At 36.7% G+C, this 25,293-nt stretch carries 26 protein-coding genes and 1 other annotated feature; of the genes, 18 read left to right on the top strand and 8 right to left on the bottom strand.

The annotated features are described in order from the left end of the window. The first annotated feature begins 69 nt into the window (after positions 1-69). Together BGI23_RS19900 and BGI23_RS19895 are read left to right on the top strand one after the other, a co-directional pair. On the top strand, positions 70-1,023 hold the full coding sequence (locus tag BGI23_RS19900; RefSeq protein ID WP_070806809.1) for an MBL fold metallo-hydrolase: 954 nt from the start codon (positions 70-72) through the stop codon (positions 1,021-1,023). A gap of 9 nt (positions 1,024-1,032) precedes the next feature. Then, entirely contained in the window at positions 1,033-1,827 is a 795-nt protein-coding gene (locus BGI23_RS19895) for an SDR family oxidoreductase (RefSeq protein WP_000147804.1), read from the top strand. A 183-nt stretch (positions 1,828-2,010) separates the two neighbouring features. Here BGI23_RS19895 and BGI23_RS19890 read toward each other — a convergent pair whose 3' ends face one another. Further along, on the bottom strand, positions 2,011-2,196 hold the full coding sequence (locus BGI23_RS19890; RefSeq protein ID WP_001003230.1) for a YqzH family protein: 186 nt from the start codon (positions 2,194-2,196) through the stop codon (positions 2,011-2,013). Positions 2,197-2,419: 223 nt separating this feature from the next. On the opposite strand from BGI23_RS19890, the gene argC reads away from it, so the two are divergent. From argC to BGI23_RS19855, 7 genes are all read left to right on the top strand, one after another. Then, positions 2,420-3,457, top strand: a complete 1,038-nt coding sequence (gene argC / locus BGI23_RS19885) for an N-acetyl-gamma-glutamyl-phosphate reductase (RefSeq protein ID WP_070806808.1) — start codon at positions 2,420-2,422, stop codon at positions 3,455-3,457. 10 nt (positions 3,458-3,467) lie between these two features. Continuing rightward, positions 3,468-4,691, top strand: a complete 1,224-nt coding sequence (gene argJ / locus BGI23_RS19880) for a bifunctional glutamate N-acetyltransferase/amino-acid acetyltransferase ArgJ (RefSeq protein ID WP_070806807.1) — start codon at positions 3,468-3,470, stop codon at positions 4,689-4,691. Positions 4,692-4,702: 11 nt separating this feature from the next. Next, entirely contained in the window at positions 4,703-5,470 is a 768-nt protein-coding gene (gene argB, locus BGI23_RS19875; protein WP_001286781.1) for an acetylglutamate kinase, read from the top strand. Further along, a complete protein-coding gene (locus BGI23_RS19870) occupies positions 5,467-6,627 on the top strand; it encodes an acetylornithine transaminase (RefSeq protein ID WP_070806806.1) in 1,161 nt (386 codons plus the stop codon). Before argB ends, BGI23_RS19870 begins: the two co-directional genes overlap by 4 nt. A gap of 12 nt (positions 6,628-6,639) precedes the next feature. After that, positions 6,640-7,590: an ornithine carbamoyltransferase gene (gene argF, locus BGI23_RS19865; RefSeq protein ID WP_070806805.1), complete on the top strand. Its 951-nt coding sequence runs from the start codon at positions 6,640-6,642 to the stop codon at positions 7,588-7,590. 177 nt (positions 7,591-7,767) lie between these two features. Continuing rightward, positions 7,768-8,328: a DUF2062 domain-containing protein gene (locus tag BGI23_RS19860; RefSeq protein WP_070806804.1), complete on the top strand. Its 561-nt coding sequence runs from the start codon at positions 7,768-7,770 to the stop codon at positions 8,326-8,328. Positions 8,329-8,386: 58 nt separating this feature from the next. After that, positions 8,387-8,593 carry a hypothetical protein gene (locus BGI23_RS19855; protein WP_070806803.1) on the top strand — a complete coding sequence of 69 codons (207 nt, stop codon included), beginning with the start codon at positions 8,387-8,389 and terminating at the stop codon, positions 8,591-8,593. Between the two features lie 24 nt (positions 8,594-8,617). Here BGI23_RS19855 and BGI23_RS19850 read toward each other — a convergent pair whose 3' ends face one another. Then, the gene (locus BGI23_RS19850; RefSeq protein ID WP_000445817.1) at positions 8,618-9,064 is read right to left on the bottom strand and encodes a MarR family winged helix-turn-helix transcriptional regulator; all 447 of its coding nucleotides are present in this window, start codon (positions 9,062-9,064) and stop codon (positions 8,618-8,620) included. Between the two features lie 72 nt (positions 9,065-9,136). Continuing rightward, positions 9,137-9,916, bottom strand: a complete 780-nt coding sequence (locus BGI23_RS19845) for a GDSL-type esterase/lipase family protein (protein WP_070806802.1) — start codon at positions 9,914-9,916, stop codon at positions 9,137-9,139. A gap of 356 nt (positions 9,917-10,272) precedes the next feature. Between BGI23_RS19845 and cpdB the strand changes: the two genes are divergently transcribed. Continuing rightward, positions 10,273-12,657, top strand: a complete 2,385-nt coding sequence (gene cpdB / locus BGI23_RS19840; protein ID WP_070806801.1) for a bifunctional 2',3'-cyclic-nucleotide 2'-phosphodiesterase/3'-nucleotidase — start codon at positions 10,273-10,275, stop codon at positions 12,655-12,657. Positions 12,658-12,706: 49 nt separating this feature from the next. On the opposite strand, the gene nhaC is transcribed toward cpdB, so the two are convergent. Beyond that, a complete protein-coding gene (gene nhaC / locus BGI23_RS19835) occupies positions 12,707-14,080 on the bottom strand; it encodes a Na+/H+ antiporter NhaC (protein WP_070806800.1) in 1,374 nt (457 codons plus the stop codon). A gap of 277 nt (positions 14,081-14,357) precedes the next feature. After that, positions 14,358-14,578: a binding site (T-box leader), on the bottom strand. Between the two features lie 140 nt (positions 14,579-14,718). Between nhaC and BGI23_RS19830 the strand changes: the two genes are divergently transcribed. From BGI23_RS19830 to BGI23_RS19795, 8 genes are all read left to right on the top strand, one after another. After that, the gene (locus BGI23_RS19830) at positions 14,719-15,075 is read left to right on the top strand and encodes a hypothetical protein (protein WP_070806799.1); all 357 of its coding nucleotides are present in this window, start codon (positions 14,719-14,721) and stop codon (positions 15,073-15,075) included. Positions 15,076-15,197: 122 nt separating this feature from the next. Beyond that, a complete protein-coding gene (gene bioA, locus BGI23_RS19825; RefSeq protein ID WP_070806798.1) occupies positions 15,198-16,586 on the top strand; it encodes an adenosylmethionine--8-amino-7-oxononanoate transaminase in 1,389 nt (462 codons plus the stop codon). Continuing rightward, positions 16,586-17,314, top strand: a complete 729-nt coding sequence (bioD, locus tag BGI23_RS19820) for an ATP-dependent dethiobiotin synthetase BioD (protein WP_070806797.1) — start codon at positions 16,586-16,588, stop codon at positions 17,312-17,314. The genes bioA and bioD overlap by 1 nt, the downstream gene beginning before the upstream one ends. Further along, positions 17,280-18,467, top strand: a complete 1,188-nt coding sequence (gene bioF / locus BGI23_RS19815) for an 8-amino-7-oxononanoate synthase (protein ID WP_070806796.1) — start codon at positions 17,280-17,282, stop codon at positions 18,465-18,467. Before bioD ends, bioF begins: the two co-directional genes overlap by 35 nt. Next, a complete protein-coding gene (locus BGI23_RS19810; RefSeq protein ID WP_070806795.1) occupies positions 18,464-19,204 on the top strand; it encodes an alpha/beta fold hydrolase in 741 nt (246 codons plus the stop codon). The genes bioF and BGI23_RS19810 overlap by 4 nt, the downstream gene beginning before the upstream one ends. Further along, complete coding sequence (bioC, locus tag BGI23_RS19805) at positions 19,170-19,979, top strand: malonyl-ACP O-methyltransferase BioC (RefSeq protein WP_070806794.1); 810 nt, start codon at positions 19,170-19,172, stop codon at positions 19,977-19,979. Before BGI23_RS19810 ends, bioC begins: the two co-directional genes overlap by 35 nt. Position 19,980: 1 nt before the next feature. Next, complete coding sequence (gene bioB / locus BGI23_RS19800) at positions 19,981-20,979, top strand: biotin synthase (protein WP_070806793.1); 999 nt, start codon at positions 19,981-19,983, stop codon at positions 20,977-20,979. Between the two features lie 330 nt (positions 20,980-21,309). Further along, positions 21,310-21,630: a hypothetical protein gene (locus BGI23_RS19795; RefSeq protein WP_000549778.1), complete on the top strand. Its 321-nt coding sequence runs from the start codon at positions 21,310-21,312 to the stop codon at positions 21,628-21,630. Positions 21,631-21,653: 23 nt separating this feature from the next. Here the strand turns inward: BGI23_RS19795 and ribH are convergent, their stop codons facing one another. Genes ribH through ribD form a run of 4 tightly spaced genes read right to left on the bottom strand, consistent with a single transcriptional unit; the run spans position 21,654 to position 25,078 of the window. Beyond that, positions 21,654-22,115, bottom strand: a complete 462-nt coding sequence (gene ribH, locus BGI23_RS19790) for a 6,7-dimethyl-8-ribityllumazine synthase (protein WP_000230900.1) — start codon at positions 22,113-22,115, stop codon at positions 21,654-21,656. A gap of 18 nt (positions 22,116-22,133) precedes the next feature. Continuing rightward, a complete protein-coding gene (gene ribBA / locus BGI23_RS19785; RefSeq protein ID WP_000468988.1) occupies positions 22,134-23,327 on the bottom strand; it encodes a bifunctional 3,4-dihydroxy-2-butanone 4-phosphate synthase/GTP cyclohydrolase II in 1,194 nt (397 codons plus the stop codon). A 12-nt stretch (positions 23,328-23,339) separates the two neighbouring features. Continuing rightward, positions 23,340-23,984 carry a riboflavin synthase gene (gene ribE / locus BGI23_RS19780; protein ID WP_000493919.1) on the bottom strand — a complete coding sequence of 215 codons (645 nt, stop codon included), beginning with the start codon at positions 23,982-23,984 and terminating at the stop codon, positions 23,340-23,342. Next, complete coding sequence (gene ribD / locus BGI23_RS19775; protein WP_070806792.1) at positions 23,966-25,078, bottom strand: bifunctional diaminohydroxyphosphoribosylaminopyrimidine deaminase/5-amino-6-(5-phosphoribosylamino)uracil reductase RibD; 1,113 nt, start codon at positions 25,076-25,078, stop codon at positions 23,966-23,968. Before ribD ends, ribE begins: the two co-directional genes overlap by 19 nt. Positions 25,079-25,293 lie beyond the last annotated feature (215 nt).

The raw sequence follows: 25,293 nt of genomic DNA, 5'->3' as shown, positions 1-25,293 counted from the left end.
AATATATATAGAAGTTGTAAACTGAAGAAGTATTCATTTTTGAACCGGAAAGAGACAGGGGGGCTAAGCATGACGGCGATTCACCGAATGGAGATTCCTGTGCCATTTGCAGTTGAAACTGTAAATGTGTTTTTAGTTGAGGGGGAGACATTAACATTAATTGATACAGGGACGAATACAGAAGAGGCAAGAAATGCGTTAGAAAGTCAGTTATGTACATTAGGATATACGATAGAAGATATTAAAACAGTAGTTATTACGCATCATCATGCAGATCATTGTGGGCTTTTAAATATATTTTCTGAGAAGACGAACATTATTGGACACCCTTGGAATGAGCCGTGGATCACGCAAAATCCAGAATTTTTAAAGCGATATCATGATTTTTTTAGAGAGACGGCTTTACAATTTGGTGTTCCAGCAGCATTTTTGAAAGACGAGGCGTTATTGACGACAAGGACATTGAAATATTCTTGTAATAGATCGTTAACGCATACTGTGAGAGAGGGAGATCGTATTGATTCAATGCCTGGTTTTACAGTAATTGAAACACCGGGGCATGCTTCCACTCATATTTCATTATATAGAGAATCTGATGGAATACTAATTGGAGGGGATGCTCTCATTAGTCATATTTCTTCGAATCCAATATTAGAACCACCATATGAAGGACAAACAGAAAGGGCGCGCCCGTTATTACAATATAATCAAACGTTAAAGCGTTTAAGTGAAATGAATATTTCACGCATTTTATCAGGACATGGAGAAGATGTTCTAAATGTGAAACAACTTATTGAAACGAGATTACAAAAGCAAGGAACACGTGCATTTAAAGTGCTTGAGTTATTAAAGGAAAAACCAATGACAGCATTTGAAGTATGTGTAAAACTATTTCCGGTATTGTATAAGGAACAATTGCCACTTACTATTTCAGAAACGGTTGGACAATTAGACTTTTTAGCATATAATCAACAAGTGATGATTGATGAATCTTCGCAACAATTGATTTATTATGCAAAGTAGGTGACAGCAATGACGGGACGTTTACAAAATAAAGTAATCGTCATTACAGGTGCTTCTAGTGGAATTGGAGAGCAAGTTGCAATGCAAGTTGCAGAGCAGGGGGCGACTCCAGTATTAATGGCTAGAACAGAAGAGAAATTAAAAGCGCTAGCAGACAAAATTAAAGAAACTTATAATACGCCTTGCTATTATTATGTATTAGATGTAAGTGAAGAGACGGAAGTACAATCTGTTTTTTCAAAGGTATTACAAGAAGTGGGACGTATTGATATATTAGTAAACAATGCGGGATTTGGTATTTTTAAAACGTTTGAAGATGCGTCAATGGATGAAGTGAAAGATATGTTCCAAGTAAATGTATTTGGATTAGTAGCTTGTACGAAAGCAGTACTACCTTATATGGTAAAAAGAAACGAAGGACATATTATTAATATTGCATCACTTGCTGGGAAAATTGCAACGCCGAAATCGAGTGCGTATGCAGCGACGAAACATGCAGTATTAGGATTTACGAATAGTTTACGCATGGAGTTGTCTAGTACGAATGTTTTCGTAACAGCGATTAATCCAGGTCCGATAGATACAAACTTTTTTGAAATAGCTGATCAATCCGGTACATATGTGAAAAATATGGGACGATACATGTTAAAACCAACATATGTAGCAGAGCAAATTGTAAAATCGATGCAAACGAAAAAGCGTGAAGTAAACTTACCGAAATGGATGGGCATTGGTCCGAAACTGTATGCTTTATTCCCAGGTTTATTTGAGCGCGTAGCAGGTAAATCATTAAGTAAAAAATAGGAGATTTCCATATGGAAATCTCCTATTTTTTTATCCCGCTTTAATGGGCAGTAAGACCCCCACCTCAAAATGCAGCGAAAGCAAAGAAGTTAGGTGGGGGGCGGGCTGCCCATAAAAGTCCGATTGGTGAGGGCTGATAATCAGTGGGTGATGAAGAAAACCCCCACTGATTAAAGTTTCACTTTATTTTCCAGTCACATAATCGTAAACGATATCCTCAACTGCCTCGTATACATCAATTTTAGTATTTGAATGAATAATCGTTTGAATATGTTTAACAAGCATTTCCTGATCCTCATTTGACATAGGACTACATTGATATTGCTGAAAACTTTTTATAATCATTTTCTCAATTAATTTTTCATTCATGTTTTCCCCGCCTGTATGTACGTATGTATTGTTTTATTGTACTTGAAGTGAAATGAAAAAACTACTATGCAATATTTATGTATAAAAATTCGGTTGCGCATATTATTTTTCTAGTAAAATTAAGTTTTTTAAGTTTATAAAATTTATAAATATTTAATTGACTCTATAAATATACAATATTATAATCATACTTAATTTAAAGAATCGATATGAGGAGGAGCATATGAAGGTCGCGATTATTGGAGCAACTGGGTATGGAGGTATTGAATTAATTCGGTTATTAGAGCAACATCCATATTTTTCGATAGCATCTCTCCATTCTTTTTCACAAGTTGGCGAGTGTATAACAAATGTATATCCGCATTTTCAAAATGTTCTTGTTCATACGTTACAAGAAATTGATGTGGAGGAAATAGAGAAGGAAGCAGAAATTGTATTTTTAGCAACCCCAGCAGGAGTATCAGCAGAGTTAACTCCCAAATTATTAGCAGTAGGCTTAAAAGTAATTGACCTATCTGGAGACTTTCGTATGAAAGATCCTTTCATATATGAACAGTGGTATAAAAGGGCAGCTGCAAAAGAAGGAGTCCTTAGGGAAGCTGTATATGGGTTAAGTGAATGGAAAAGGTCCGAAATTCAAAAGGCAAATTTAATTGCAAATCCAGGATGTTTTGCTACAGCTGCATTATTAGCGATATTACCGTTAGTTCGTAGCGGCATAATTGAAGAAGATTCGATTATTATTGATGCGAAATCAGGAGTATCTGGAGCAGGAAAAACGCCAACAACGATGGCTCACTTTCCTGAGTTATACGATAACTTGCGTATTTATAAAGTAAATGAGCATCAACACGTTCCTGAGATTGAGCAAATGCTTGCGGAGTGGAATAGGGAAACGAAGCCAATCACGTTTAGTACACATTTAATACCGGTATCACGGGGGATTATGGTTACACTTTATGCGAAAGTAAAACGAGAAATGGAAATAGAACAACTTCAAAAATTATATGAAGAAACGTATGAACAATCGCCTTTCATTCGAATTCGTCTGCAAGGAGAGTTTCCAAGTCCGAAAGAAGTGAGGGGCTCAAATTATTGTGATATGGGGATAGCTTACGATGAAAGAACAGGAAGAGTGACAGTCGTTTCTGTTATAGACAATATGGTGAAAGGTGCGGCTGGGCAAGCAATTCAAAATGCAAACATAATAGCGGGACTAGAAGAAACAACAGGTTTACAACATATGCCGCTTTATCTATAAGGGGGACATGATGATTAAAGTAGCGTCTATTACAAAAGTAGAAAATGGTTCGATTGTAACTCCAAAAGGTTTCTCGGCCATTGGCACTGCAATTGGTTTGAAAAAGGAGAAAAAGGATTTAGGGGCAATCGTTTGTGATGTACCGGCATCATGTGCTGCTGTTTATACAACAAATCAAATACAAGCAGCCCCGTTGCAAGTAACGAAGGACAGTATAACGACTGAGGGAAAATTACAAGCTATTATCGTTAATAGTGGAAATGCAAATGCTTGTACGGGAATGAAAGGATTACAAGATGCTTATGAAATGCGTGCATTAGGGGCGAAACATTTTGGAATGAAAGAAAATTACGTTGCAGTAGCTTCAACAGGTGTAATTGGTGTTCCGCTGCCGATGGATATAATTCGAAATGGGATTGCTACTCTTATCCCGGCGAAGGAAGAAAGGGAAGCTCATTCTTTTTCTGAAGCGATCTTAACGACGGATCTTATAACGAAAGAAACTTGTTATGAAATGGTGATTGATGGGAAGAAAGTGCTGATTGCTGGTGTTGCGAAAGGTTCAGGGATGATTCATCCAAATATGGCAACGATGCTAAGTTTTATTACGACAGACGCTCATATAGAGCATGACGTATTACAAACAGCATTATTACAAATCACGAATCATACATTCAATCAAATTACGGTAGATGGAGATACTTCTACGAATGATATGGTCATCGTTATGGCAAGTGGATTATCAGAAACGAAACCAATTGATATGGAACATGCAGATTGGGAAACTTTCGTAGTTGCTTTACAGAAGGTATGTGAAGATTTAGCGAAAAAAATTGCACAAGATGGTGAAGGTGCTACGAAGTTAATAGAAGTAAATGTGTTAGGAGCTCGAACGAATGAAGAGGCAAAGAAAATTGCAAAGCAAATAGTCGGTTCGAGTCTTGTGAAAACAGCAATACATGGTGAAGATCCAAACTGGGGGCGAATTATTAGTACCATTGGACAAAGTGAAGTCGCGATTAACCCAAATACAATTGATATTACTCTTCAATCTATTGCGGTGCTGAAAAATAGTGAACCTCAAATGTTTTCTGAAGAGGAAATGAAAATGAGGTTACAAGAACATGAAATTATGATTGATGTGTATTTACATTTAGGAGAAGAGACCGGATCAGCTTGGGGCTGTGACTTAAGCTATGAATATGTGAAAATAAACGCTTGTTATCGTACATAAGGAGAGGGAAGATGAGTGATTATATTGTAGTGAAATGCGGCGGTAGTATGTTGGATCAATTAAATGATGTGTTTTTTGATTGCATAAAGAAATTGCAACAGAAGTATAAAGTAGTGATTGTCCATGGCGGTGGCCCAGAAATTGATGCCCAATTAAAAGATTGTAACATCAACGCAGAAAAAAGAGATGGATTACGAGTAACACCAAAAGAAGTTATGGATGTTGTTCAAATGGTGCTATGCGGAAGTACGAATAAAAAACTCGTAATGAATTTACAAAAGCATAATTTACTTGCAGTAGGTTGTTCAGGATGTGACGGCAATCTACTTCAAGTTCAACCTGTCAGCGAGGAGATAGGATATGTGGGAGAAGTAAGTTATGTCGAAACGGCCTTACTAAAAGGATTAATAAATATGAATTATATTCCTGTTATTGCTCCGGTCGGCATAAATGATAATGAGATTTATAACATAAATGCAGATACCGCCGCAGCTGGAATTGCAGCCGCATTATCTGCAAAAGAACTCATTTTTATTACAGATGTAGATGGGGTATTACATGAAGGAAAGTTAGTAAAGAAAACCGACGAATTTGAGATTGTTAATTTTATAGAAAACGGTGTTATTACCGGTGGGATGATTCCGAAAGTACAGGCAGCACTAGCATCATTAAAAATGGGAGTGCAAAAGGTTAGTATCGTAAATGGGACGAAGGATTTTACCGAGGTTACAGGTGAGTGTATTGGAACAACGGTAACGAGGGGCGTGAGTATTGCATGATAAGTCATCTTTTTCAAACGTATGGGAGAAGAAAGATTGAGTTTGTAAAGGGGAAAGGAACGAAAGTCATTGATAATAACAGTAAGCAATATTTAGATTTCACATCAGGAATTGGTGTATGTAATTTAGGACATTGTCATCCTACTGTTATGAAAGCTGTCCAAGAGCAACTTCATGATATGTGGCATATATCTAACCTGTTTACAAACAGCTTACAAGAAGAAGTAGCGTCATTATTAACAGAAAATATAGCATTAGATTATGTGTTTTTCTGTAATAGCGGGGCAGAGGCGAATGAGGCAGCTTTGAAGCTAGCGCGCAAGCATACTGGAAAATCTCTCGTCGTAACATGCGAGCAGTCTTTTCACGGTAGAACATTCGGAACGATGAGCGCGACGGGGCAAAATAAAGTGAAAGAAGGATTTGGTCCATTGCTTCCATCTTTTTTACATATTCCTTTTAATGATATTAAGGCATTGAAAGAGGTAATGAATGAAGAAGTAGCGGCAGTAATGGTAGAAGTTGTTCAAGGTGAGGGAGGAGTAGTACCTGCTAACCTAGCCTTTTTGAAAGAGATTGAAACATTATGTAAGAAGTCCGGTTCCCTATTTATTATAGATGAAGTACAAACTGGAATTGGAAGAACTGGGACATTATTTGCTTACGAACAAATGGGAATATATCCTCATATCGTTACTACCGCTAAGGCGCTTGGAAATGGCATTCCCGTTGGAGCAATGATTGGCCAGAAAGAACTTGGAACATCGTTTCCTGCAGGATCACACGGTTCCACGTTTGGTGGAAATTATATTGCAATGGCTGCAGCGAAAGAAGTATTGCAAATAACTAAGAAACCATCGTTTTTAAAAGAAGTAAAGGAAAAGGGCGAGTATGTATTACAGAAGTTGCGAGAGGAACTGTGCCATGCCGAATGTATTCAAAATATACGTGGTAAGGGGCTTATGATAGGGATCGAGTGTAAGCATGAAGTTGCAAGTTTTATAGAACAACTAGAGAAGGAAGGGCTTCTCGTATTACAAGCAGGACCTAATGTAATTAGACTATTACCACCACTTATTGTAACGAATGAAGAGTTAGAACAGGCAGTATATATGATAAAAAAAGTAGTTTGTACAAAAAACGTATCAATCATATAAGGGGGAAATTCCATGTCAACTGTACAAGTACCGAAATTAAATACGAAAGATCTTTTAACATTAGAAGAACTGACGCAAGAAGAAATCATTTCTTTAATTGAGTTCGCTATCTATTTAAAAAAGAATAAGCAAGAGCCTTTATTACAAGGAAAAATATTAGGGCTTATCTTTGATAAACATTCGACTCGTACTCGCGTATCTTTTGAAGCAGGAATGGTGCAGCTCGGAGGACATGGTATGTTTTTAAGTGGGAAAGAGATGCAAATTGGAAGAGGGGAGAGCGTTTCAGATACTGCGAAAGTATTATCTCATTATATTGACGGGATTATGATACGTACATTCTCACATGCCGATGTAGAAGAGCTTGCAAAAGAATCGAGCATACCTGTTATTAATGGATTAACGGACAATCACCATCCTTGCCAAGCATTGGCAGACCTAATGACAATATATGAAGAAGTAAATACATTTGAAGGAATAAAATTGGCTTACGTAGGTGACGGAAATAATGTATGTCATTCATTGTTGTTAGCGAGTGCGAAAGTTGGAATGCATATGACTGTCGCAACGCCTGTAGGATATGAACCGAATGAGGAAATTGTAAAAAAAGCATTAATGATTGCTGAAAAAACAGGAGCTGAAATTGAAATTTTGCATAACCCCGAATTAGCGGTGAGTGAAGCAGATTTTATTTATACTGACGTTTGGATGAGCATGGGGCAAGAGGGCGAAGAAGAGAAATATACGTTATTTCAACCATACCAAATCAATAACGAACTTGTTACGCATGCGAAGCAAACATATCGTTTCTTACACTGTTTACCCGCTCATCGTGAAGAAGAAGTAACTGGAGAGATTATAGACGGACCACAGTCTATCGTTTTTGAGCAAGCAGGTAACCGATTGCATGCGCAAAAAGCGTTATTAGTAAGTTTATTTAAAAATGTAGAAGAACTCTCTTAAATGATGTGCATCTCCAATTGTTACGTACAAATAACAATTGGAGATGCACTTTTTGTATTGAAATGTCATATGTATATTTAGTTAACCATTTTGATATCATTTATAATAAAAGAAGAAACTAAATTTGTTTTTCAGAGTGTGTAAGGACATACTACATATAAAAATATAGTTAAAGAGATGATGAATTTGAAAACAACTAAGAGAAGATATTCGCTTTTCCAGCGGACATGGAGAATATTAAAGTTTCAATATTATAAGTTGCTTCGATCGCCAGAAGGTGCAAAGAAAGTATCATTAGGTTTTGCGATTGGTTTTGGTTTAGAGATGTTGGTCATATATACGGCATCGCTCGTATATATAATATTTTATCCGATCGTTCGATTAGCAAAGGGATCTTTTCCTGCTGCGGTTATTGGCAATATTATTGGGAAAATATCGTTTCTACCAGTATTTTTATTCCCGTTTGCTTATGCGTTAGGGAAAATGATATATCCATTTCATGTACAAAAAATACATCATGAACCATTTACGCTATCTGATTTGTTTTCGAGCCATATTTTTACGATACTGAAGGGTTTATTGCAGAGTGAAGTGTATGTATTAATTGGAATGACGATTTTAGGAGTTGTATTTGGGGTAGTTTCATATTTCGTTGTGCATTATTTATATGAAAAGAACCGTAAGTTACGTTTGAAGAACAGAAAAAAACGCGTGACAGAACCGCTCGTGCAAATATAAAGAGTGTCACACTCATTTTCTCCTTTGAATATGTTTAAGAAAAAGGGGGAGAGAATGAATGTATTATTATTACGTACCTCAAGTATATCCATATGTAAATTATTATCCGGCTTATGATATGAATAGACAATACGAATTATATCGACAACAACAATTACAGCAATTATCACAAATACCACAGCAACAGCCTACACAAGAACAAAAACCATATTTAACGACATGGCCGTATTCAAATGTATATTATGGTAATTATTATGAATCATAAAGCTGCTTCTATTTAGAAGCAGCTTTATGCGTTTGTTTTCAAAATTAAATTTTGAATGGTTTGAAGAGAGTGAATGAGTTTTTCACGTTCTTCCTCAGATAATGTTTGGAAATTTTCTTTTAATTTGTCTAAAATGAATTGTTGATACTGATTTACTAACAATTTCCCTTCAGCTGTTAGGGAAATTAAAATGACCCGTCGATCTTTTTCGCTATAATGACGTTCTATTAGTTCTTCTTGAATCAGTTTGTTTAATAGAGGTGTCATGTTAGGCCGTGAAATCGCTAGCCGCTTACCGATTTCGGAAACTGCTAATGTGCCATTTTCATGCAGAAGTAGCAATACTTGTGTATGTGATGGCGGCATATGTCTTTGAGAAGAAAATTCTCCAGGAAGCATAAATTTGCGATAAAAAAGAGGCACTAGCGAAAGAAGATGATCAACAATACGTTCCCACTCGCGTGATTCCATATAAAGGCCCCCTTCCACTCTCATTGTAACAAAAAAGACATGTTATAAAAATAGAATTGTTTCATGTGAATTTTAATATTTGTAGGCCAACACTTTTTTTGTAAATGAATCGGCAATAATCGTATAGCCTTTGTCATTAGGGTGTACTTGGTCAAAGAGTAATTCTTTCTTATCATTAGATATTAATTTGCGAATTGGTAAAACGATAGATGGTTGATTTGCTTTTGCAATGGAATAAACGGATTCATTCCAGCCGTCTAAAAACATATCTGCATAACTTGCGATCGAGTCATCGAGTTGTAACGGGTTATAGAGTTCAGAAAGAATGAGTAAAGCATCCGAATTTTGATCTCGAACTGTCTTTACAATACTTTTTACATCCGCTTCAAAATGAGCTTTTTCTTTATTTAACATTTTAATACCATCTATAACACCGACATCTCGATTTAAACGAAATAAATTATTTCCTCCAATATTAATTGTAATGATATTTGCCGCTCTAATTTTTTGTTTTATATCTTCTGATTGAACTTTTTTAACGAGCCGATCTGTTGTAAGACCATTTATACCAAGGTTTTCTACTGTAATTGGTTTATGAATTTGTGATTCTATTTGTCTTGAGGCTAATTCGGCAAATCCTCCTTGTGTCGATCCATATCCTTTGGCGAGCGAATCACCTAGTACGAGATGATAAAAGGACTCGTTTGTTTGTTTATCAATCCAACTTGGAGTAGATGTTTTTTCTGTTTTTTCTTCAGGTTCATTTTGTTTTGTCTCATCGTTCTTTTCAAAATAAGAATAAGAAATGATTAGAAGGAGGAGACAAACAATTGTTAAGATGACTTTTTTCATAAATTCATCCTCCTTGTAATTGGTAATTGTATCATATTCAGCAGTATTAACAATGTAAGGGCATATTATATGTTTATGAAAAGTTTACAATAACTTTACAGAAAATTTGTAGAAGTATGTCAAAAAATATTGACGATATGAAAGTACATTATATATGATTATGTCAGATAAGGTGAAATTTTAATTAGTAGGGCTTTATTTCCCGATAAGTAAAGTCTCACCAATCGAGCGTTTAAGGGGACTACTCATTAGCGCAGGGTGAAATGAAAATCTTATCTTTAATAGAAGAAAAAAGGTATGTGATTAAAGACAGATTCATTTCATTATTTTTGGTAATTGTATAAGGGGGATTTTTTGTGAAAAAGTCAAAAAAAATGCTAGCTGGAGCAACTCTTGCTATAGGTGTAATAGCGCCGCAAGTATTGCCAACAACAGCTCATGCGGATGAGCAAACTGGGGAGAGTACGGTTAACTTACGAATTCTAGAAACATCAGATATTCACGTTAACTTAATGAATTACGATTATTATCAAACGAAAACCGATAATAAAGTAGGTCTCGTACAAACGGCAACACTTGTTAATAAAGCACGTGAAGAAGCGAAGAACTCTGTCCTATTTGATGATGGAGATGCATTACAAGGGACACCGCTTGGAGATTATGTAGCGAATAAAATAAATGATCCGAAGAAGCCTGTGGATCCTAGTTATACACATCCATTATATCGTTTAATGAATTTAATGAAGTATGACGTCATTTCTCTTGGGAATCATGAATTTAACTACGGTTTAGACTATTTAAACAAAGTAATTAGTAAAACAGAGTTCCCGGTTATTAACTCGAACGTCTACAAAGATGATAAAGATAATAATGACGAGAACGACCAAAACTACTTTAAACCATATCATGTTTTTGAAAAAGAAGTAGAAGATGAATCAGGGCAAAAACAAAAAGTGAAAATTGGCGTAATGGGATTTGTTCCACCTCAAGTTATGAACTGGGATAAAGTAAATTTAGAAGGAAAAGTGAAAGCGAAAGATATAGTAGAAACAGCGAAGAAAATGGTGCCGAAAATGAAAGCTGAAGGTGCAGATGTTATCGTTGCACTAGCACATTCTGGTGTTGATAAGAGTGGCTACAACGCAGGTATGGAAAACGCTTCGTATTATTTAACAGAAGTTCCTGGTGTAGATGCAGTATTAATGGGACATTCACATACTGAAGTGAAGGATGTATTTAATGGTGTTCCAGTTGTAATGCCTGGTGTCTTTGGAAGTAACTTAGGTATTATTGATATGCAATTGAAAAAGGTAAACGGAAAATGGGAAGTACAAAAAGAGCAATCAAAGCCGCAACTTCGTCCGATTGCTGATAGTAAAGGGAACCCATTAGTGAAATCTGATGAAAAATTAGTTAATGAAATTAAAGATGATCATCAAGCAACAATTGATTATGTGAATACAGCTGTAGGAAAAACGACAGCACCAATTAATAGTTATTTCTCATTAGTACAAGATGATCCTTCTGTACAACTTGTGACAAATGCACAGAAATGGTATGTAGAAAAGTTATTTGCTGAAAATGGACAGTATAGCAAATATAAAGGAATTCCAGTTTTATCTGCAGGAGCACCATTTAAAGCAGGTGGCCGAAACGGTGCTACATATTATACGGACATTCCAGCTGGAACGTTAGCAATTAAAAACGTTGCAGATTTATATGTATATCCAAATACTTTATATGCTGTAAAAGTAAATGGGGCACAAGTGAAAGAATGGCTTGAAATGTCTGCAGGTCAGTTTAATCAAATCGATCCAAAGAAAACAGAAGAACAGCCGTTAGTAAATATCGGATACCCTACATATAACTTTGATATTTTAGATGGCTTAAAATACGAAATTGATGTAACACAACCAGCGAAATACGATAAAGATGGAAAAGTTGTAAATGCTAATACGAATCGTATTATAAATATGACATATGAAGGTAAGCCAGTAGCTGACAATCAAGAGTTTATCGTCGCTACAAATAACTATCGTGGAAGTAGCCAAACGTTCCCAGGTGTAAGTAAAGGGGAGGTTGTATACCAATCACAAGATGAAACACGTCAAATCATTGTGAAGTATATGCAAGAAACACCAGTTATTGATCCAGCAGCAGATAAAAATTGGACGTTTAAACCAATTGTTGCGGAAAAATTAAATACAACGTTCGATTCTTCACCGAATGCACAAAAGTATATAAAGAAAGATGGGAAAATATCATATGTTGGACCATCTGAAAATGAATTTGCTAAATATGCAATTGATATAACGAAGAAGAACGATGAGGGTAAAGAAACGGGTGGAGAGAATCCAACAACACCGCCAACAGGTGAAGGTAATAATGGAGAGAATCCAACGACACCACCAACAGGTGAAGGTAATAATGGAGGAAATCCAACGACACCACCAACAGGTGAAGGCAATAATGGAGAAAATCCAACACCACCACCAACAGGTGAAGGTAATAATGGAGAGAATCCAACGACACCACCAACAGATGAAGGTAATAATGCAGGATCTGGACAAACTACGACGGATAATGAAAGCTCAAAAGAAACAACAACTGTAAGTGAAAAGAAAGAAGAACGTGATTTACCGAAAACAGGTACAAGTGTTGTTTCTACAATTGGAGCAGGTTTGGCATTTGTTGGAGCGGGATTACTTCTGTTATTTAGAAGAAAGAAAGCAAATAGATAGTCGAGAAATATAAAAAGGATTACCGATTCAGGTAATCCTTTTTCGTATATTATGAAATTGTTACTGCTTTTTCTTTCTTCCATGAAAGGCCAAATCCTGTGAAACCAACAATAACTGTTAAGACTGGGCAAGCTAAACAGAAAATTGCGAATGGAAGGTAATCAAATGTCGGAACGCCAAGGACGTTCGATAAGAATACACCACTTACTCCCCATGGTACGAGCGGGTTAATAACTGTACCTGCATCTTCTAGTACGCGTGATAAATTACGACGTTCTAAACCGACTTCATCGTATTTATTAGCAAATGCTTGTCCCGTTAAAACGATGGATAAGTATTGCTCCCCAAGTAAGAAGTTTACACCAATTGCAGTTGAAGCAGTAGAAATAATTAAGCGTGTGCTATTTTTAACGAAGCTAGAGATGATATTCATTAGCTGCGTAATAATACCCATTCCTTGTAATAATCCTCCCATACAAAGAGCTAGGAAAATAAGGGCAATCGACATCATCATACTTTGTAGACCACCGCGAGATAGTAAACTATCAATGTCTTTAATACCAGTTTTAGAAACGTATCCGTCTTGCATAATTTTCATTAAATCAGCTAAAGAAGTGCTAGGTTTAAAAATAAAGAGAATAATAATTCCTACCACGATTCCTGCAAGCAATGTTGGTACTGCTGGGACTTTTTTAAATGCGAATAGGAACAGTAATAAAATTGGGATTAGTGTAACGATAGAAATCGTTGTATTTTTCTCTAATGTACTAATAAAGTTTGTGAAGTCAACGTCTCCACTCGTACCTCCTCCTAAAATGAAAAAGGCGATAAAAGCAATAATGAATGCTGGAACTGTTGTCCAAAGCATGTTACGAATATGCTCAAATAGATCTACACCTGTTACAGCAGGAGCTAAGTTTGTTGTATCAGATAAAGGAGACATTTTATCTCCAAAGAATGCACCAGAAATAATTGCGCCAGCGATTAGAGCTGGATCGTATCCGAGAGCACTACCCATACCCATAAAGGCAAGTCCTACAGTTGCGGCAGTTGTAAAGGCACTACCGATACTCGTTCCAACAATTGCACAAACAACGAAAACAGTTGGAATGAAAATTTTAGGAGATACAAGTTGGAAGCCGTATACCATTAAAGTTGGGATTGTTCCAGCGGCGATCCAAACACTAATTAATACGCCTACAAGTAAGAAAATAAAAATAGATGGAATACCAGCTGAAATACTACTAATCATCCCTTTTTCCATCGTAGACCAATCAATTTTTTTCATAAATCCAAATGCTAATAAAAGCACGATACCAAATAAAATTGGGATGTGTGGTGAAACTTCTAATTGAATAACACTAAAGCCAATGCAGAAAAAGATAAATAACGTTAAAAGTACAGATTCAATTTTTGAAACCATTGTTTTTCCCTCCTAAGTAATCTAAAATAGCTCTTTTTTATATAAAATTCGCCAATATTGTTTATTTCCTTCTAAAATTTAGAATTTTGTGACAAATTACCGGTAATTGTTAATCCTTCAATATGATACGGAAATGTTTGGATAAAAAAACGTCCCTGCATATAAATATGCAGGGACGAAGAAATCGCGGTACCACCCTAGCTTGTGAAATGAATGTATCACAAAATAAAGGGTCGTATGATATGCGCTAATAAAATAAAAACGCCCCTGCAATATATGCAGGGACGAAAAATTCGCGGTACCACCCTAAATTGTGAAACAGTTTCGTTTCACCACTCTTTAGATATAACGGTCTATAACCGTCTTTCACTACTCCTTACGTTTCGCAAAAGAAGCTCCAGGGGGTAATTCATAATTCGCTCTGTACTGGTTCGCACCGACCACCAGCTCTCTGAAATCAGAAATCGAAATACTACTAAATCCTATCAATGCCGATTCATATGATGTTAGTTAAATTTTTATCATATATTCATCATACATGTCAATGAAAATGTGTAATATTTTTTTAGGGAAATAAAGGAGATAGGTTTTAACACCGAAAAATGTGCGTTATAATGAATTTGAAAGGGGAGGAACGAGTGAAGAAAAAAATAATTCTTTTTACCACCTTACTAGTCATTGGCGGAAGTGCTGGAATTTACACAGCTTTTGCAGCTGAATCAGAGCAGGCGAAGCAAAAGCAAATACAGCAGTTAGAAGTGAAGAAAGCGAAAGAAGCTGAAGAGAAGAAGTCGATGGAAAAAGCAGCTGAGAAACTAGGGGTTTCTACGGAAGGAAAAACAAAAGAAGAGGTTACGAAAGAAGTAAATACCGCGAGATTTGAGAAGCGCCATGATTTATTGATTGAACATGCCAAACAACTTGGAATTGATACAGAAGGAAAAAAAGATGAAGAGATTATTTTAGAAATTGGAAAGATACAACATGGAAAGTAGAACAACTTATCGTATGATAAGTTGTTCTTTTTTAAGAACTACTTGATTTAAAAATAATTGACAGTCATTTAGTTTTAATGTTAACTATATTTATAAACTAGTTAACATTAGGGGTGACAATTGTGACTTTTAGTAAGGATACGACTGACAAACCATCTTATACATATGAAGAATTATCAGAGAAAAATAAAGCCTATGTATGGCACCCATTTACACAAATGAAGGATTATTTAGAAGAAGATCCTGTCATTATTGAACGTGGAGAGGGAAGAAAGCTATACGATGTAAATGGAAATGAATATTGGGACGGTGTTTCGTCTATTTGGTTAAATGTTCATGGGCATCAAGTGCCGGAACTAGATGAGGCAATTCGTAAACAATTAAATAAAATTGCCCATTCTACTATGCTAGGACTTGCTAACGTTCCATCTATTTTATTAGCAGAAAAAATAATTGAAGTTGTTCCAGAAGGTTTGAAGAAAGTATTTTATTCAGACTCTGGTTCTAGCGCTGTTGAAATTGCAATTAAGATGGCCTTTCAATATTGGCAGCATAAAGGAAAACCGAAGAAACAAAGATTTGTTACATTAAAAGAAGCGTATCACGGTGATACAATTGGAGCTGTTTCAGTAGGAGCAATAGACTTGTTTCACCAAGTGTATAGTTCACTTTTATTTGAAGCAATTAAAATGCCTTATCCATATACATATCGTTCTCCTTATGGAAATAATAAGGAGGAAATTGTAAAAAAACATTTAGAAGAAATGGAAGAGCTGCTGAAAGATAAACATGAAGAAATTGCGGCGATTATTGTAGAACCTTTAATGCAAGGTGCTGGCGGTATGATTACAATGCCAAAAGGATACTTAAAAGGGCTACGTAATTTATGTACAAAATATAATGTTTTATTTATTACAGATGAGGTAGCGACTGGATTTGGGCGTACTGGGAAAATGTTTGCATGTGAACATGAAAATGTAACACCGGACATTTTAACAGCCGGAAAAGGTTTAACGGGCGGATATTTACCAGTTGCAATCACCGTAACGACAGATGAAATTTATAATGCCTTTTTAGGCGACTATGAAGAACAAAAAACGTTTTTCCACGGTCATAGTTATACAGGGAATCCGTTAGGCTGTGCGGTAGCAATTGCGAATCTAGAACTATACGAGAAAACAAATTTAATAGAAGAAGTGGCACGTAAGACAGAATATGTGGCGACGCAATTAGAATCGCTCTTTGCTTATAAACATGTAGGGGATATTCGTCAGTGCGGATTAATGGTTGGAATTGAACTTGTGAAGAATAAGGAAACGAAAGAAGCGTTTGAATGGACAGAGAGAGTCGGTGTTCAAGTATGTAAACGCTCAAGAGAACTAGGCATGATTATCCGACCGCTCGGTAATACGATTGTCTTTATGCCACCTCTTGCTTCTACAATTGATGAGATTGATGATATGTTACGTATTTTGTATAAAGCAATCTCGGATGTTACGGAGGGAGAATAATGAGCGGTTTTTTTATAACAGCAACGGATACTGAAGTGGGAAAAACTGTCGTTGCCGGTGCATTAGCAGGTGTATTTAGAGAATTGGGATATAACATCGGGGTATATAAACCGTTGCAAAGTGGACATGTTGCATCAAATCCAGAGGGAGATGCAGCAAGGTTAAAGGCATTATCAGGTGTACCGACAAATGAAGATGAAATTTGCCCATATTCTATTGAAGAGCCGCTTGCTCCGAGACTTGCTATGAAAAGAGCTGGAAGGACAGTAACGTTAAAAGACATTATTCATCACTATAATGAACGATTGAAAGAGTTTAATAGTCTGCTTGTAGAAGGAGCAGGTGGATTAGCTGTTCCGTATACAGAGGATGCTTTAGTAATTGATTTCGCAAAAGAATTACAACTTCCACTTATTGTAGTAGCACGCCCTACATTAGGAACAGTAAATCATACAGTTTTAACGATTGCTTATGCAAAGGCACATGGTTTAACAGTAGCAGGTGTCATTTTATCTGGCTGCAAAGAATGCGAAATGGAAAGAGTACAAGAAAATAAAGAAATGATTGAAGAGTTAAGTAGGGTACCAGTTTTAGGTTTGTTACCATTCTTTGAAGGTGCGTTTACAAAAGAAGAAGTCTTGGAATCTGCTAAAGAATATATAATGATTTCAAAATTAGAGGAGCTTATCCGAAATGAATCAAACGTGGCGCACACATCTTCAATCTAAATTGCAACAACTAAAAGAGCAAGGGCAGTATCGTAATTTACATGTAACAGAACAAGCAGAAGAGACATGGCTTATTCGAGATGAGAAAAGGATGCTAAATTTAGCATCAAATAATTATTTAGGGTTAGCTGGAGATGAAAGGTTAAAAGAAGCTGCTATTGCATGCACAAGAAAATATGGAAATGGGGCGACAGCATCAAGGCTCGTTGTAGGAAATTACTCACTGTATGAAGAGGTTGAGAGAAGTATATGCGATTGGAAGGGTACTGAAAAAGCCTTAGTTGTAAATAGTGGATATACCGCAAATGTTGGAGTGATTTCTTCATTAGCGAGTCGTCACGACATTGTGTTTAGTGACAAATTAAATCATGCAAGTATCGTTGATGGAATTATATTGAGCGGGGCAGAGCATAAAAGGTATCGTCATAATGATTTCAATCATCTGGAGACGTTGTTAAAAACAGCATCTCCTGAAAAGAAGAAATTAATCGTAACAGATACTGTTTTTAGTATGGATGGTGATACTGCGTATTTGAGGGAGTTAGTGGAGTTGAAAGAAAAATACGGGGCAATTATTGTAGTGGATGAAGCGCATGCGAGTGGAATATATGGAATCGGCGGAGCTGGATTATCTCATATAGAAGAAGATCTTGCTCAAAAAATAGATATACATATGGGGACGTTTAGTAAGGCTTTAGGGTGTTACGGTGCGTATTTGACAGGCGATGCAATTTATATAGAGTATTTACAAAATATGATGAGAAGCTTTATTTTTACTACTGCATTACCGCCAGGAACATTAGGAGCGGTACAAAAAGCAATTGAAATTGTAAAAGAAGATAATGAAAGAAGAGAGAGGCTTATAGAGAATGGAGCATATTTTAGGACACATTTGCAAGAAGCTGGTTTTGATATAGGAAATAGCTCAACTCATATTGTACCGATCGTAGTCGGTTCCAATGAAAAAGCTTTACGGTTTAGTAAAAGGTTGCAACAGGTAGGGATTGCTGCAATTGCAATTCGTCCACCAACGGTTCCAGTTAATAGTTCGCGGGTCCGTTTTGCAGTTACGTCCCAACATACAATAGCTGATTTGAACTGGGCTATTCAGCATATTATACGCATTGGTAAAGAAGAGGGGCTTTTAGTATGAAAGAGCTAAAGATTATTTTTATTCCTGGATGGGGAATGGAAGAAGCTGTTTGGAATTTAGTTCTGCCGTATTTTAAAGGATATTCTGTTCAATGTATGAATTGGCGTAATGTGAAAGAACAAAGTGAATTTGCGGGGCGAATCATAGAGGTAGCAAAGGATGAAAATGTAATTTTAGTTGGATGGTCACTAGGGGCGTTAGCGGCAGTTGAAGCTCATAAAAAGATTAAGGCAAAAGGTATCGTATTAATTGGTGGTACTGCCAAATTTACAAATACGAGCGACTATACGAGTGGATGGAATGCTTTGCATGTAGAACGGCTAAAAAAGAATTTGGCGAGAAAGAAAGAAGATACGCTCAAGCGGTTTTATGAAAATATGTTTACGAAAGATGAGCTGAAAGAGAATAAAAGCTTTGAAGGTATGATAAAACACTTTAAAGGTGATTCTATTCAGTCTTTACAATTAGGTTTAGATTATTTAATAGAAACAGATATGAGAGAAGAACTGAAAGAAGTTAAAGTTCCTATCCTACTTATTCACGGAGAGCAGGATGTAATATGTCCATTGCCTGCAGCACATAGTATGGCTGAGAATGAGACTGCAACGCTCAAGGTAGTAAATGAAGCTGGACACGCATTATGTGTAACGAATTTCGAATATTGCGTAAATGAGATAATTAAATTTGTAGAGGGGATACGACATGATCAACAAAACGTTACTACAAAAACGGTTTAACGTGGCAGCTGTATCCTATGATCAATATGCAAATGTACAAAAAAAGATGGCACATTCATTACTTTCTACATTGAATCAGCGATATAGTGCAAATGCATCGATACGTATTTTAGAACTTGGATGCGGGACAGGATATGTTACAGAGCAATTATCAAACTTATTTCCGAAAGCGCATATTACAGCTATTGATTTTGCTGAAAGTATGATTGCAGTTGCGAAAGCAAGACAAAATGTGAACGATGTAACGTTTTACTGTGAGGATATCGAACGATTACGACTAGAAGAAACGTACGATGTCATTATTTCAAATGCCACATTTCAATGGCTAAATGATTTAAAACAAGTGATAAGAAATGTATTTCATCATTTATCTATAGATGGGATATTACTCTTTTCAACGTTTGGACAGGAGACATTTCAAGAATTGCATGCTTCGTTCCAGCGGGCGAAAGAAGAAAAAAATATACAAAATGAAACATCGATTGGGCAACGTTTTTATTCGAAAAATCAATTGCGTCATATTTGTGAGATAGAAACAGGGGATGTACATGTTTCTGAAACATGTTACATAGAGAGATTTACAGAAGTTAGGGAGTTTCTACATTCTATTCGAAAAGTAGGAGCGACTAATAGTAATGAAGAATCCTATTGTCAAAGTCCCTCACTCTTTCGTGCGATGCTTCGCATATACGAAAGAGACTTCACGGAAAATGAAGGGATAATGGCGACGTATCATGCTTTATTTGTGCATATAACAAAAGAGGGGAAGAGATGAAATGAAACAAGTACAAACAAAAAGGTATTGGAAAAAACTTGCATACGACGTAGTAGAAGAGAAAATGATTACGAAAGAAGATGCAATAGCGATATTAGAGGCTGACGATACAGAGATTTTAGAAATTATGAATGCTGCTTACATCATTCGCCATCATCACTTTGGTAAGAAAGTAAAATTAAATATGATTATTAATACGAAATCGGGCTTATGTCCTGAAGATTGCGGATATTGTTCACAGTCAATTATTTCAGAAGCACCGATTGATAAATATGCATGGCTAACGCAGGAAAAGATTGTAGAAGGAGCGCATGAAGCAATTCGCCGTAAAGCGGGTACATATTGTATTGTAGCATCTGGTCGTCGTCCGACTGATAAAGAGGTAAATCACGTAATTGGAGCCGTTAAGGAGATTCGTGAAACGACAGATTTAAAGATTTGTTGTTGTTTAGGTTTCTTAAACGAAGATCAAGCAGGACGTTTAGCGGAAGCGGGTGTACACCGTTATAACCACAACTTAAATACACATGCGAATAATTACGAAAGTATTTGCTCCACTCATACGTATGACGATCGTGTTGATACAGTTCAAAAAGCGAAACAAGCGGGTATTTCACCATGTTCTGGGGCAATCTTTGGAATGGGAGAGACAATAGAAGAACGTGCTGAAATTGCATTCGAATTACAACGTATAGATGCAGATTCCATTCCATGTAATTTCCTTGTTGCTGTGAAGGGTACACCGCTTGAAGGACAAAAGGAGTTAACGCCAGTAGAATGTTTAAAAGTGCTGGCAATGATGCGTTTTGTAAACCCAACAAAAGAAATTCGTATTTCAGGAGGGCGTGAAATCAATTTACGTTCTGTACAGCCAATCGGTTTATTTGCAGCGAACTCTATTTTTGTTGGAGACTACTTAACGACAGCTGGACAAGAACCGACTGCAGACTGGGGTATGATTGAAGATTTAGGGTTTGAGATTGAGGAATGTGCATTATAAGATGGAAAAAAGCAAACTTGTAAAAGAGTTTGCTTTTTTTGTAAATAAAATGTAATAAATAGTTGTGAACGCTTGATACTAGTGACTTTTGAGCGAAAAAAAGAATTTTGGTGGACGAATTTTCCAAGCACCAATTGTACATAGTAAATATGTAATTTATCCGACTTTAATGGGCAGTAAGACCCACACCTCAAAAAGCAGCGAAAGCAAAGAAGTTAGGTGGGGGATCAACTGCCCATAAAAGTCCGATTGGTTCAACTAATAATCAGTGGGGGATGAAGCCCCCCCACTGATTAAAGTTTCACTTTATATTGGGTTGGAGGATTTTACATGCACAAATATATATTAGCGATTATGACTTGTCTCATTTTACTAAAAGCAATAAGTGCTGATCCAGTTAAGGCCGCCGAAAATCCTGAACAAAAAGAGATGCAACAACGAATTGAACAACATTTTCGAACGAAAGCTGAACATTTTGGATTGAAAACAGAAGGGAAAGATTTAAAGGAAGTACGAAAAGAAATTACTATTATAGAAGAAGCGAAGAAAAGAGAGAATGTATGGAGAACAGCACAAACACTTCGTATACAAACAGAAGGAAAAACAATGGATGAATTAATAAAAGATGTACGGAAAAAAGTAAAAAAATAAAAAGAGGCCGCAGCCTCTTTTTTTTATGCCCATTGTTTTGATAAGTGAGCCATTTCGATTGCAGCAACGGCGGATTCATAGCCTTTATTACCAGCTTTCGTGCCCGCGCGTTCAATCGCTTGCTCGATCGTTTCAGTCGTCAATACACCGAAAATAACGGGGATGTCTGTTTGTAGTGATAAAGATGCAACACCTTTTGCTACTTCATTACAAACGTAATCATAATGTGTTGTAGCACCACGAATGACAGTGCCTAACGTAATAACAGCATCATATTTCCCGCTATTCGCCATCTTTTTAGCGATTAAAGGAATTTCGAATGCGCCAGGCACCCAAGCAACATCAATATCAGTTTCTTCTACACCGTGACGCTTTAATCCGTCTAAAGCTCCGCCAAGTAACTTACTTGTAATAAATTCATTAAAACGTCCAACAACAACCCCAACTTTTAATCCTGTACCAACTAAATGACCTTCGAATACCATAATAAATCTCTCCTTTAATTATAAATTTAGTAAATGTCCTAATTTGTTTACTTTCGTTTGTAAATACGTTTTATTTTCTTCTTTTGTTGGCATTTGTAACGGTACACGCTCGATTACTTCTAAATCGTAACCTTGTAAGCCAGCAATTTTTCGTGGATTATTCGTTAATAATCGTAAATGTTGTAAACCTAAATCTTTCAAAATTTGAGCACCGATACCATAATCACGCAAATCCGCTGGGAATCCAAGCTTTTCATTTGCTTCTACAGTATCGAACCCTTCTTCTTGTAACTTATAAGCGCGAAGCTTATTTAGAAGCCCAATACCTCGTCCTTCTTGTCTCATATAAAGAAGAACGCCTTTTCCTTCACGCTCAATTTGAGCAAGGGCAGCATGGAGTTGTGGTCCGCAATCACAGCGGCACGAGCCAAATACATCTCCTGTTAAGCACTCTGAATGAACGCGTACAAGTACAGGCTCTCCTGTTGAAATATCACCTTTTACGAGTGCGATATGCTCTTTCGAGTCTAATGAATTAGAATAGCCAATTGCATGGAAAGTACCGAAATCTGTAGGTAATGTAATTTCCACTTCTCGCGTCACTAATGTTTCATGGTGGCGGCGATAAGCAATTAAATCTTCTATTGTAATCATTTTTATATCAAATTGTTTTGCACACTGTAGTAAATCAGGTACGCGTGCCATCGTACCGTCCTCATTAATAATTTCGCAAATGACGCCAGCTGGTTCCGCTCCGCAAAGCTGTGCTAAATCGACAGCAGCCTCTGTATGACCAGCACGGCGCAGGACACCGCCTTCTTTCGCAATTAATGGAAAGATATGTCCAGGACGATTGAAATCAGCACCTTTTGATGCAGGATTTAACAACTCTCGTATCGTAGTTGCACGTTCGTGAGCACTAATCCCAGTTGTTGTAGAAACGTGATCAATGCTCACTGTAAATGCAGTATGATGCGAATCTGTATTATGAGCTACCATTGGTTCTAATTGTAGACGTTCTGCGTACTCTTCCGTAATTGGTACACAAACGAGGCCGCGCCCATGTGTAATCATAAAGTTAATTGTTTCTGGCGTAATATACTCTGCTAAAGCGATAAAATCGCCTTCATTTTCACGGTTTTCATCATCACATACGATTACGACTTTCCCTTGTTTTAAATCTTCTAGAGCTTCTTCAATACGATGAAACATCATGCTTCCCCCTTATAAAAATCCGTTTTCTTGTAAAAAGCTTTCGGTCATTGAACCTGTTCGTTTTACAGGTTTAGAAATAAAGCGTTCGATATATTTACCAATCATGTCACACTCAATATTTACGATGTCACCAGCATTTTTTTCTCCGATAACAGATTCACTTACTGTGTGCGGGATGAGTGAGATTGTAATGGAAGATTCGTCTATATCAAATATTGTTAAACTCGTTCCATCAACAGCAACGGATCCTTTATGCAAACAATAGCGCAATAATTCATCAGCGATAGCTATTTTGTAATAGACGGCATTATAGTGTTGTTTTTTACTTACTATCGTTCCGATGCCATCAATATGTCCTGAAACGAAATGTCCACCGAATCGTCCGTTTGCAGCCATTGCACGTTCTAAATTTACTTTACAGTGCGGTTTAAGCATGCGAAGTGACGTAGATTGCATCGTTTCAGGCATTGCATCCACGGTGAATGAAGTTGTTGTGAAACTCGTTACAGTTAAGCAAATACCGTTCACCGCGATACTATCACCTAAGTGAACATCGGATAAAATTGTATTTGCATGGATCGTTAACTTCATTGCTTCTCCGCTTTGTTGCATGTTTGCAATCGTTCCTAATTCTTCTACAATTCCTGTAAACATTCCGTCACCTCACTTTGGGCATGAGCAACAATCTTTATATCGTCGCCAATTTGTTTCATCTCTTGAATTTTCAAGGAAAGTGCATCTTGTAATGTTGAAAAACCATTGCCGCCAAATAAAGTAGGGGCATCTTTCCCGCCAATTAATTTTGGGCTTATATAAGTTACAATTTCATTGAAATTGTTTGTTTGTAAGAACCTTGCATGAACTGTTTGCCCACCTTCAACGAAAAGAGATAGGATTTGTTTTTCGCCGAGTAAATCTAAAATATCTTGTATTTCAATTTGCTTCGTTTTCATTTGGAATATCACTATATTTTCAGATTCATAAGAAGCTATTTTCTCTTTATTTACATCCTTACCGACAAAAATCCATGTCGGTGCTAAACCATCTGTTATGACATGAGAAGATGGTGGCGTTCGTAAATGAGTATCTAAAATAACGCGTATAGGATGTTTACCCCCGTTAGGAATTCTTGTTGTTAAATGTGGATTATCAGCTATAACTGTATTCACTCCAACGAGAATTGCATCATGTGTATGGCGGTATTGGTGAACATCAGCTCGTGCTTCTTCACCTGTAATCCACTTACTTTCACCAGTGACAGTCGCTGTTTTTCCGTCTAAGCTCATCGCTGTTTTTATTGTTACAAATGGACGTTTCGTTTTCATGTAGTGAAAAAAGTAGCGATTTAATAAAACTGCTTCCGCTTCAAGAACACCAGTCGTTACTTCGATGCCAGCTTCTTCTAATCTCCTTTTTCCATTACCAGAAACGAGCGGATTACAATCAAGAGTAGCAATTACAACGCGCTTAACTTCTTTTTTGATGAGCGATTCACAGCAAGGTGGTGTTTTTCCAAAATGGCTACATGGTTCAAGTGTTACATACACGGTAGCTCCTTTTGCTTTTTCACCAGCCATATGAAGAGCATGAACTTCTGCGTGTTCTTCACCAGCACGTAAATGAGCCCCCATACCGACGATGTTTCCGTCTTTTACAACAACAGCACCAACCATAGGATTTGGACTTGTTTGTCCAGATGTTCCTTCTGCTAACTGCAGGGCAATCCTCATATATTCTTGATCTGTCATTCTTTTCACCTCTCCTGAAAAAATCAAAAAACCTCAAGGACTTAATATCCTTGAGGTTTGGGAGACGTGATTTCTAGAAATATAGTTCGAATACGAAAGCATAGGAAAGAAACCTAACGATGATTGATATTTTTGCATAAGGAAAAATATCAAATTTTTCAAGCGCTAGTCGTCTCTTTTTATTCCAGTATAGAAAGAAAAGTATACAAAATAAA

The organism is Bacillus sp. ABP14 (genome assembly GCF_001831375.1).
Lineage (GTDB): Bacteria > Bacillota > Bacilli > Bacillales > Bacillaceae_G > Bacillus_A > Bacillus_A paranthracis.
Note: the sequence above shows the minus strand (reverse complement) of the source record. Positions and strands in the feature narration are given on the sequence as shown.

Coding starts and splice junctions, on each gene's coding strand:
- ribD (WP_070806792.1), bottom strand. CDS start 25,078: ATGACAGATCAAGAATATATGAGGATTGCCCTGCAGTTAGCAGAAGGA.
- argF (WP_070806805.1), top strand. CDS start 6,640: ATGTCAACTGTACAAGTACCGAAATTAAATACGAAAGATCTTTTAACA.
- BGI23_RS19890 (WP_001003230.1), bottom strand. CDS start 2,196: ATGAATGAAAAATTAATTGAGAAAATGATTATAAAAAGTTTTCAGCAA.
- BGI23_RS19810 (WP_070806795.1), top strand. CDS start 18,464: ATGAAAGAGCTAAAGATTATTTTTATTCCTGGATGGGGAATGGAAGAA.
- BGI23_RS19860 (WP_070806804.1), top strand. CDS start 7,768: ATGATGAATTTGAAAACAACTAAGAGAAGATATTCGCTTTTCCAGCGG.
- bioF (WP_070806796.1), top strand. CDS start 17,280: ATGAATCAAACGTGGCGCACACATCTTCAATCTAAATTGCAACAACTA.
- BGI23_RS19870 (WP_070806806.1), top strand. CDS start 5,467: ATGATAAGTCATCTTTTTCAAACGTATGGGAGAAGAAAGATTGAGTTT.
- bioC (WP_070806794.1), top strand. CDS start 19,170: ATGATCAACAAAACGTTACTACAAAAACGGTTTAACGTGGCAGCTGTA.
- BGI23_RS19795 (WP_000549778.1), top strand. CDS start 21,310: ATGCACAAATATATATTAGCGATTATGACTTGTCTCATTTTACTAAAA.
- ribH (WP_000230900.1), bottom strand. CDS start 22,115: ATGGTATTCGAAGGTCATTTAGTTGGTACAGGATTAAAAGTTGGGGTT.
- BGI23_RS19900 (WP_070806809.1), top strand. CDS start 70: ATGACGGCGATTCACCGAATGGAGATTCCTGTGCCATTTGCAGTTGAA.
- BGI23_RS19850 (WP_000445817.1), bottom strand. CDS start 9,064: ATGGAATCACGCGAGTGGGAACGTATTGTTGATCATCTTCTTTCGCTA.
- bioD (WP_070806797.1), top strand. CDS start 16,586: ATGAGCGGTTTTTTTATAACAGCAACGGATACTGAAGTGGGAAAAACT.
- BGI23_RS19845 (WP_070806802.1), bottom strand. CDS start 9,916: ATGAAAAAAGTCATCTTAACAATTGTTTGTCTCCTCCTTCTAATCATT.
- argB (WP_001286781.1), top strand. CDS start 4,703: ATGAGTGATTATATTGTAGTGAAATGCGGCGGTAGTATGTTGGATCAA.
- argJ (WP_070806807.1), top strand. CDS start 3,468: ATGATTAAAGTAGCGTCTATTACAAAAGTAGAAAATGGTTCGATTGTA.
- argC (WP_070806808.1), top strand. CDS start 2,420: ATGAAGGTCGCGATTATTGGAGCAACTGGGTATGGAGGTATTGAATTA.
- ribE (WP_000493919.1), bottom strand. CDS start 23,984: ATGTTTACAGGAATTGTAGAAGAATTAGGAACGATTGCAAACATGCAA.
- ribBA (WP_000468988.1), bottom strand. CDS start 23,327: ATGTTTCATCGTATTGAAGAAGCTCTAGAAGATTTAAAACAAGGGAAA.
- BGI23_RS19895 (WP_000147804.1), top strand. CDS start 1,033: ATGACGGGACGTTTACAAAATAAAGTAATCGTCATTACAGGTGCTTCT.
- bioB (WP_070806793.1), top strand. CDS start 19,981: ATGAAACAAGTACAAACAAAAAGGTATTGGAAAAAACTTGCATACGAC.
- nhaC (WP_070806800.1), bottom strand. CDS start 14,080: ATGGTTTCAAAAATTGAATCTGTACTTTTAACGTTATTTATCTTTTTC.
- BGI23_RS19855 (WP_070806803.1), top strand. CDS start 8,387: ATGTATTATTATTACGTACCTCAAGTATATCCATATGTAAATTATTAT.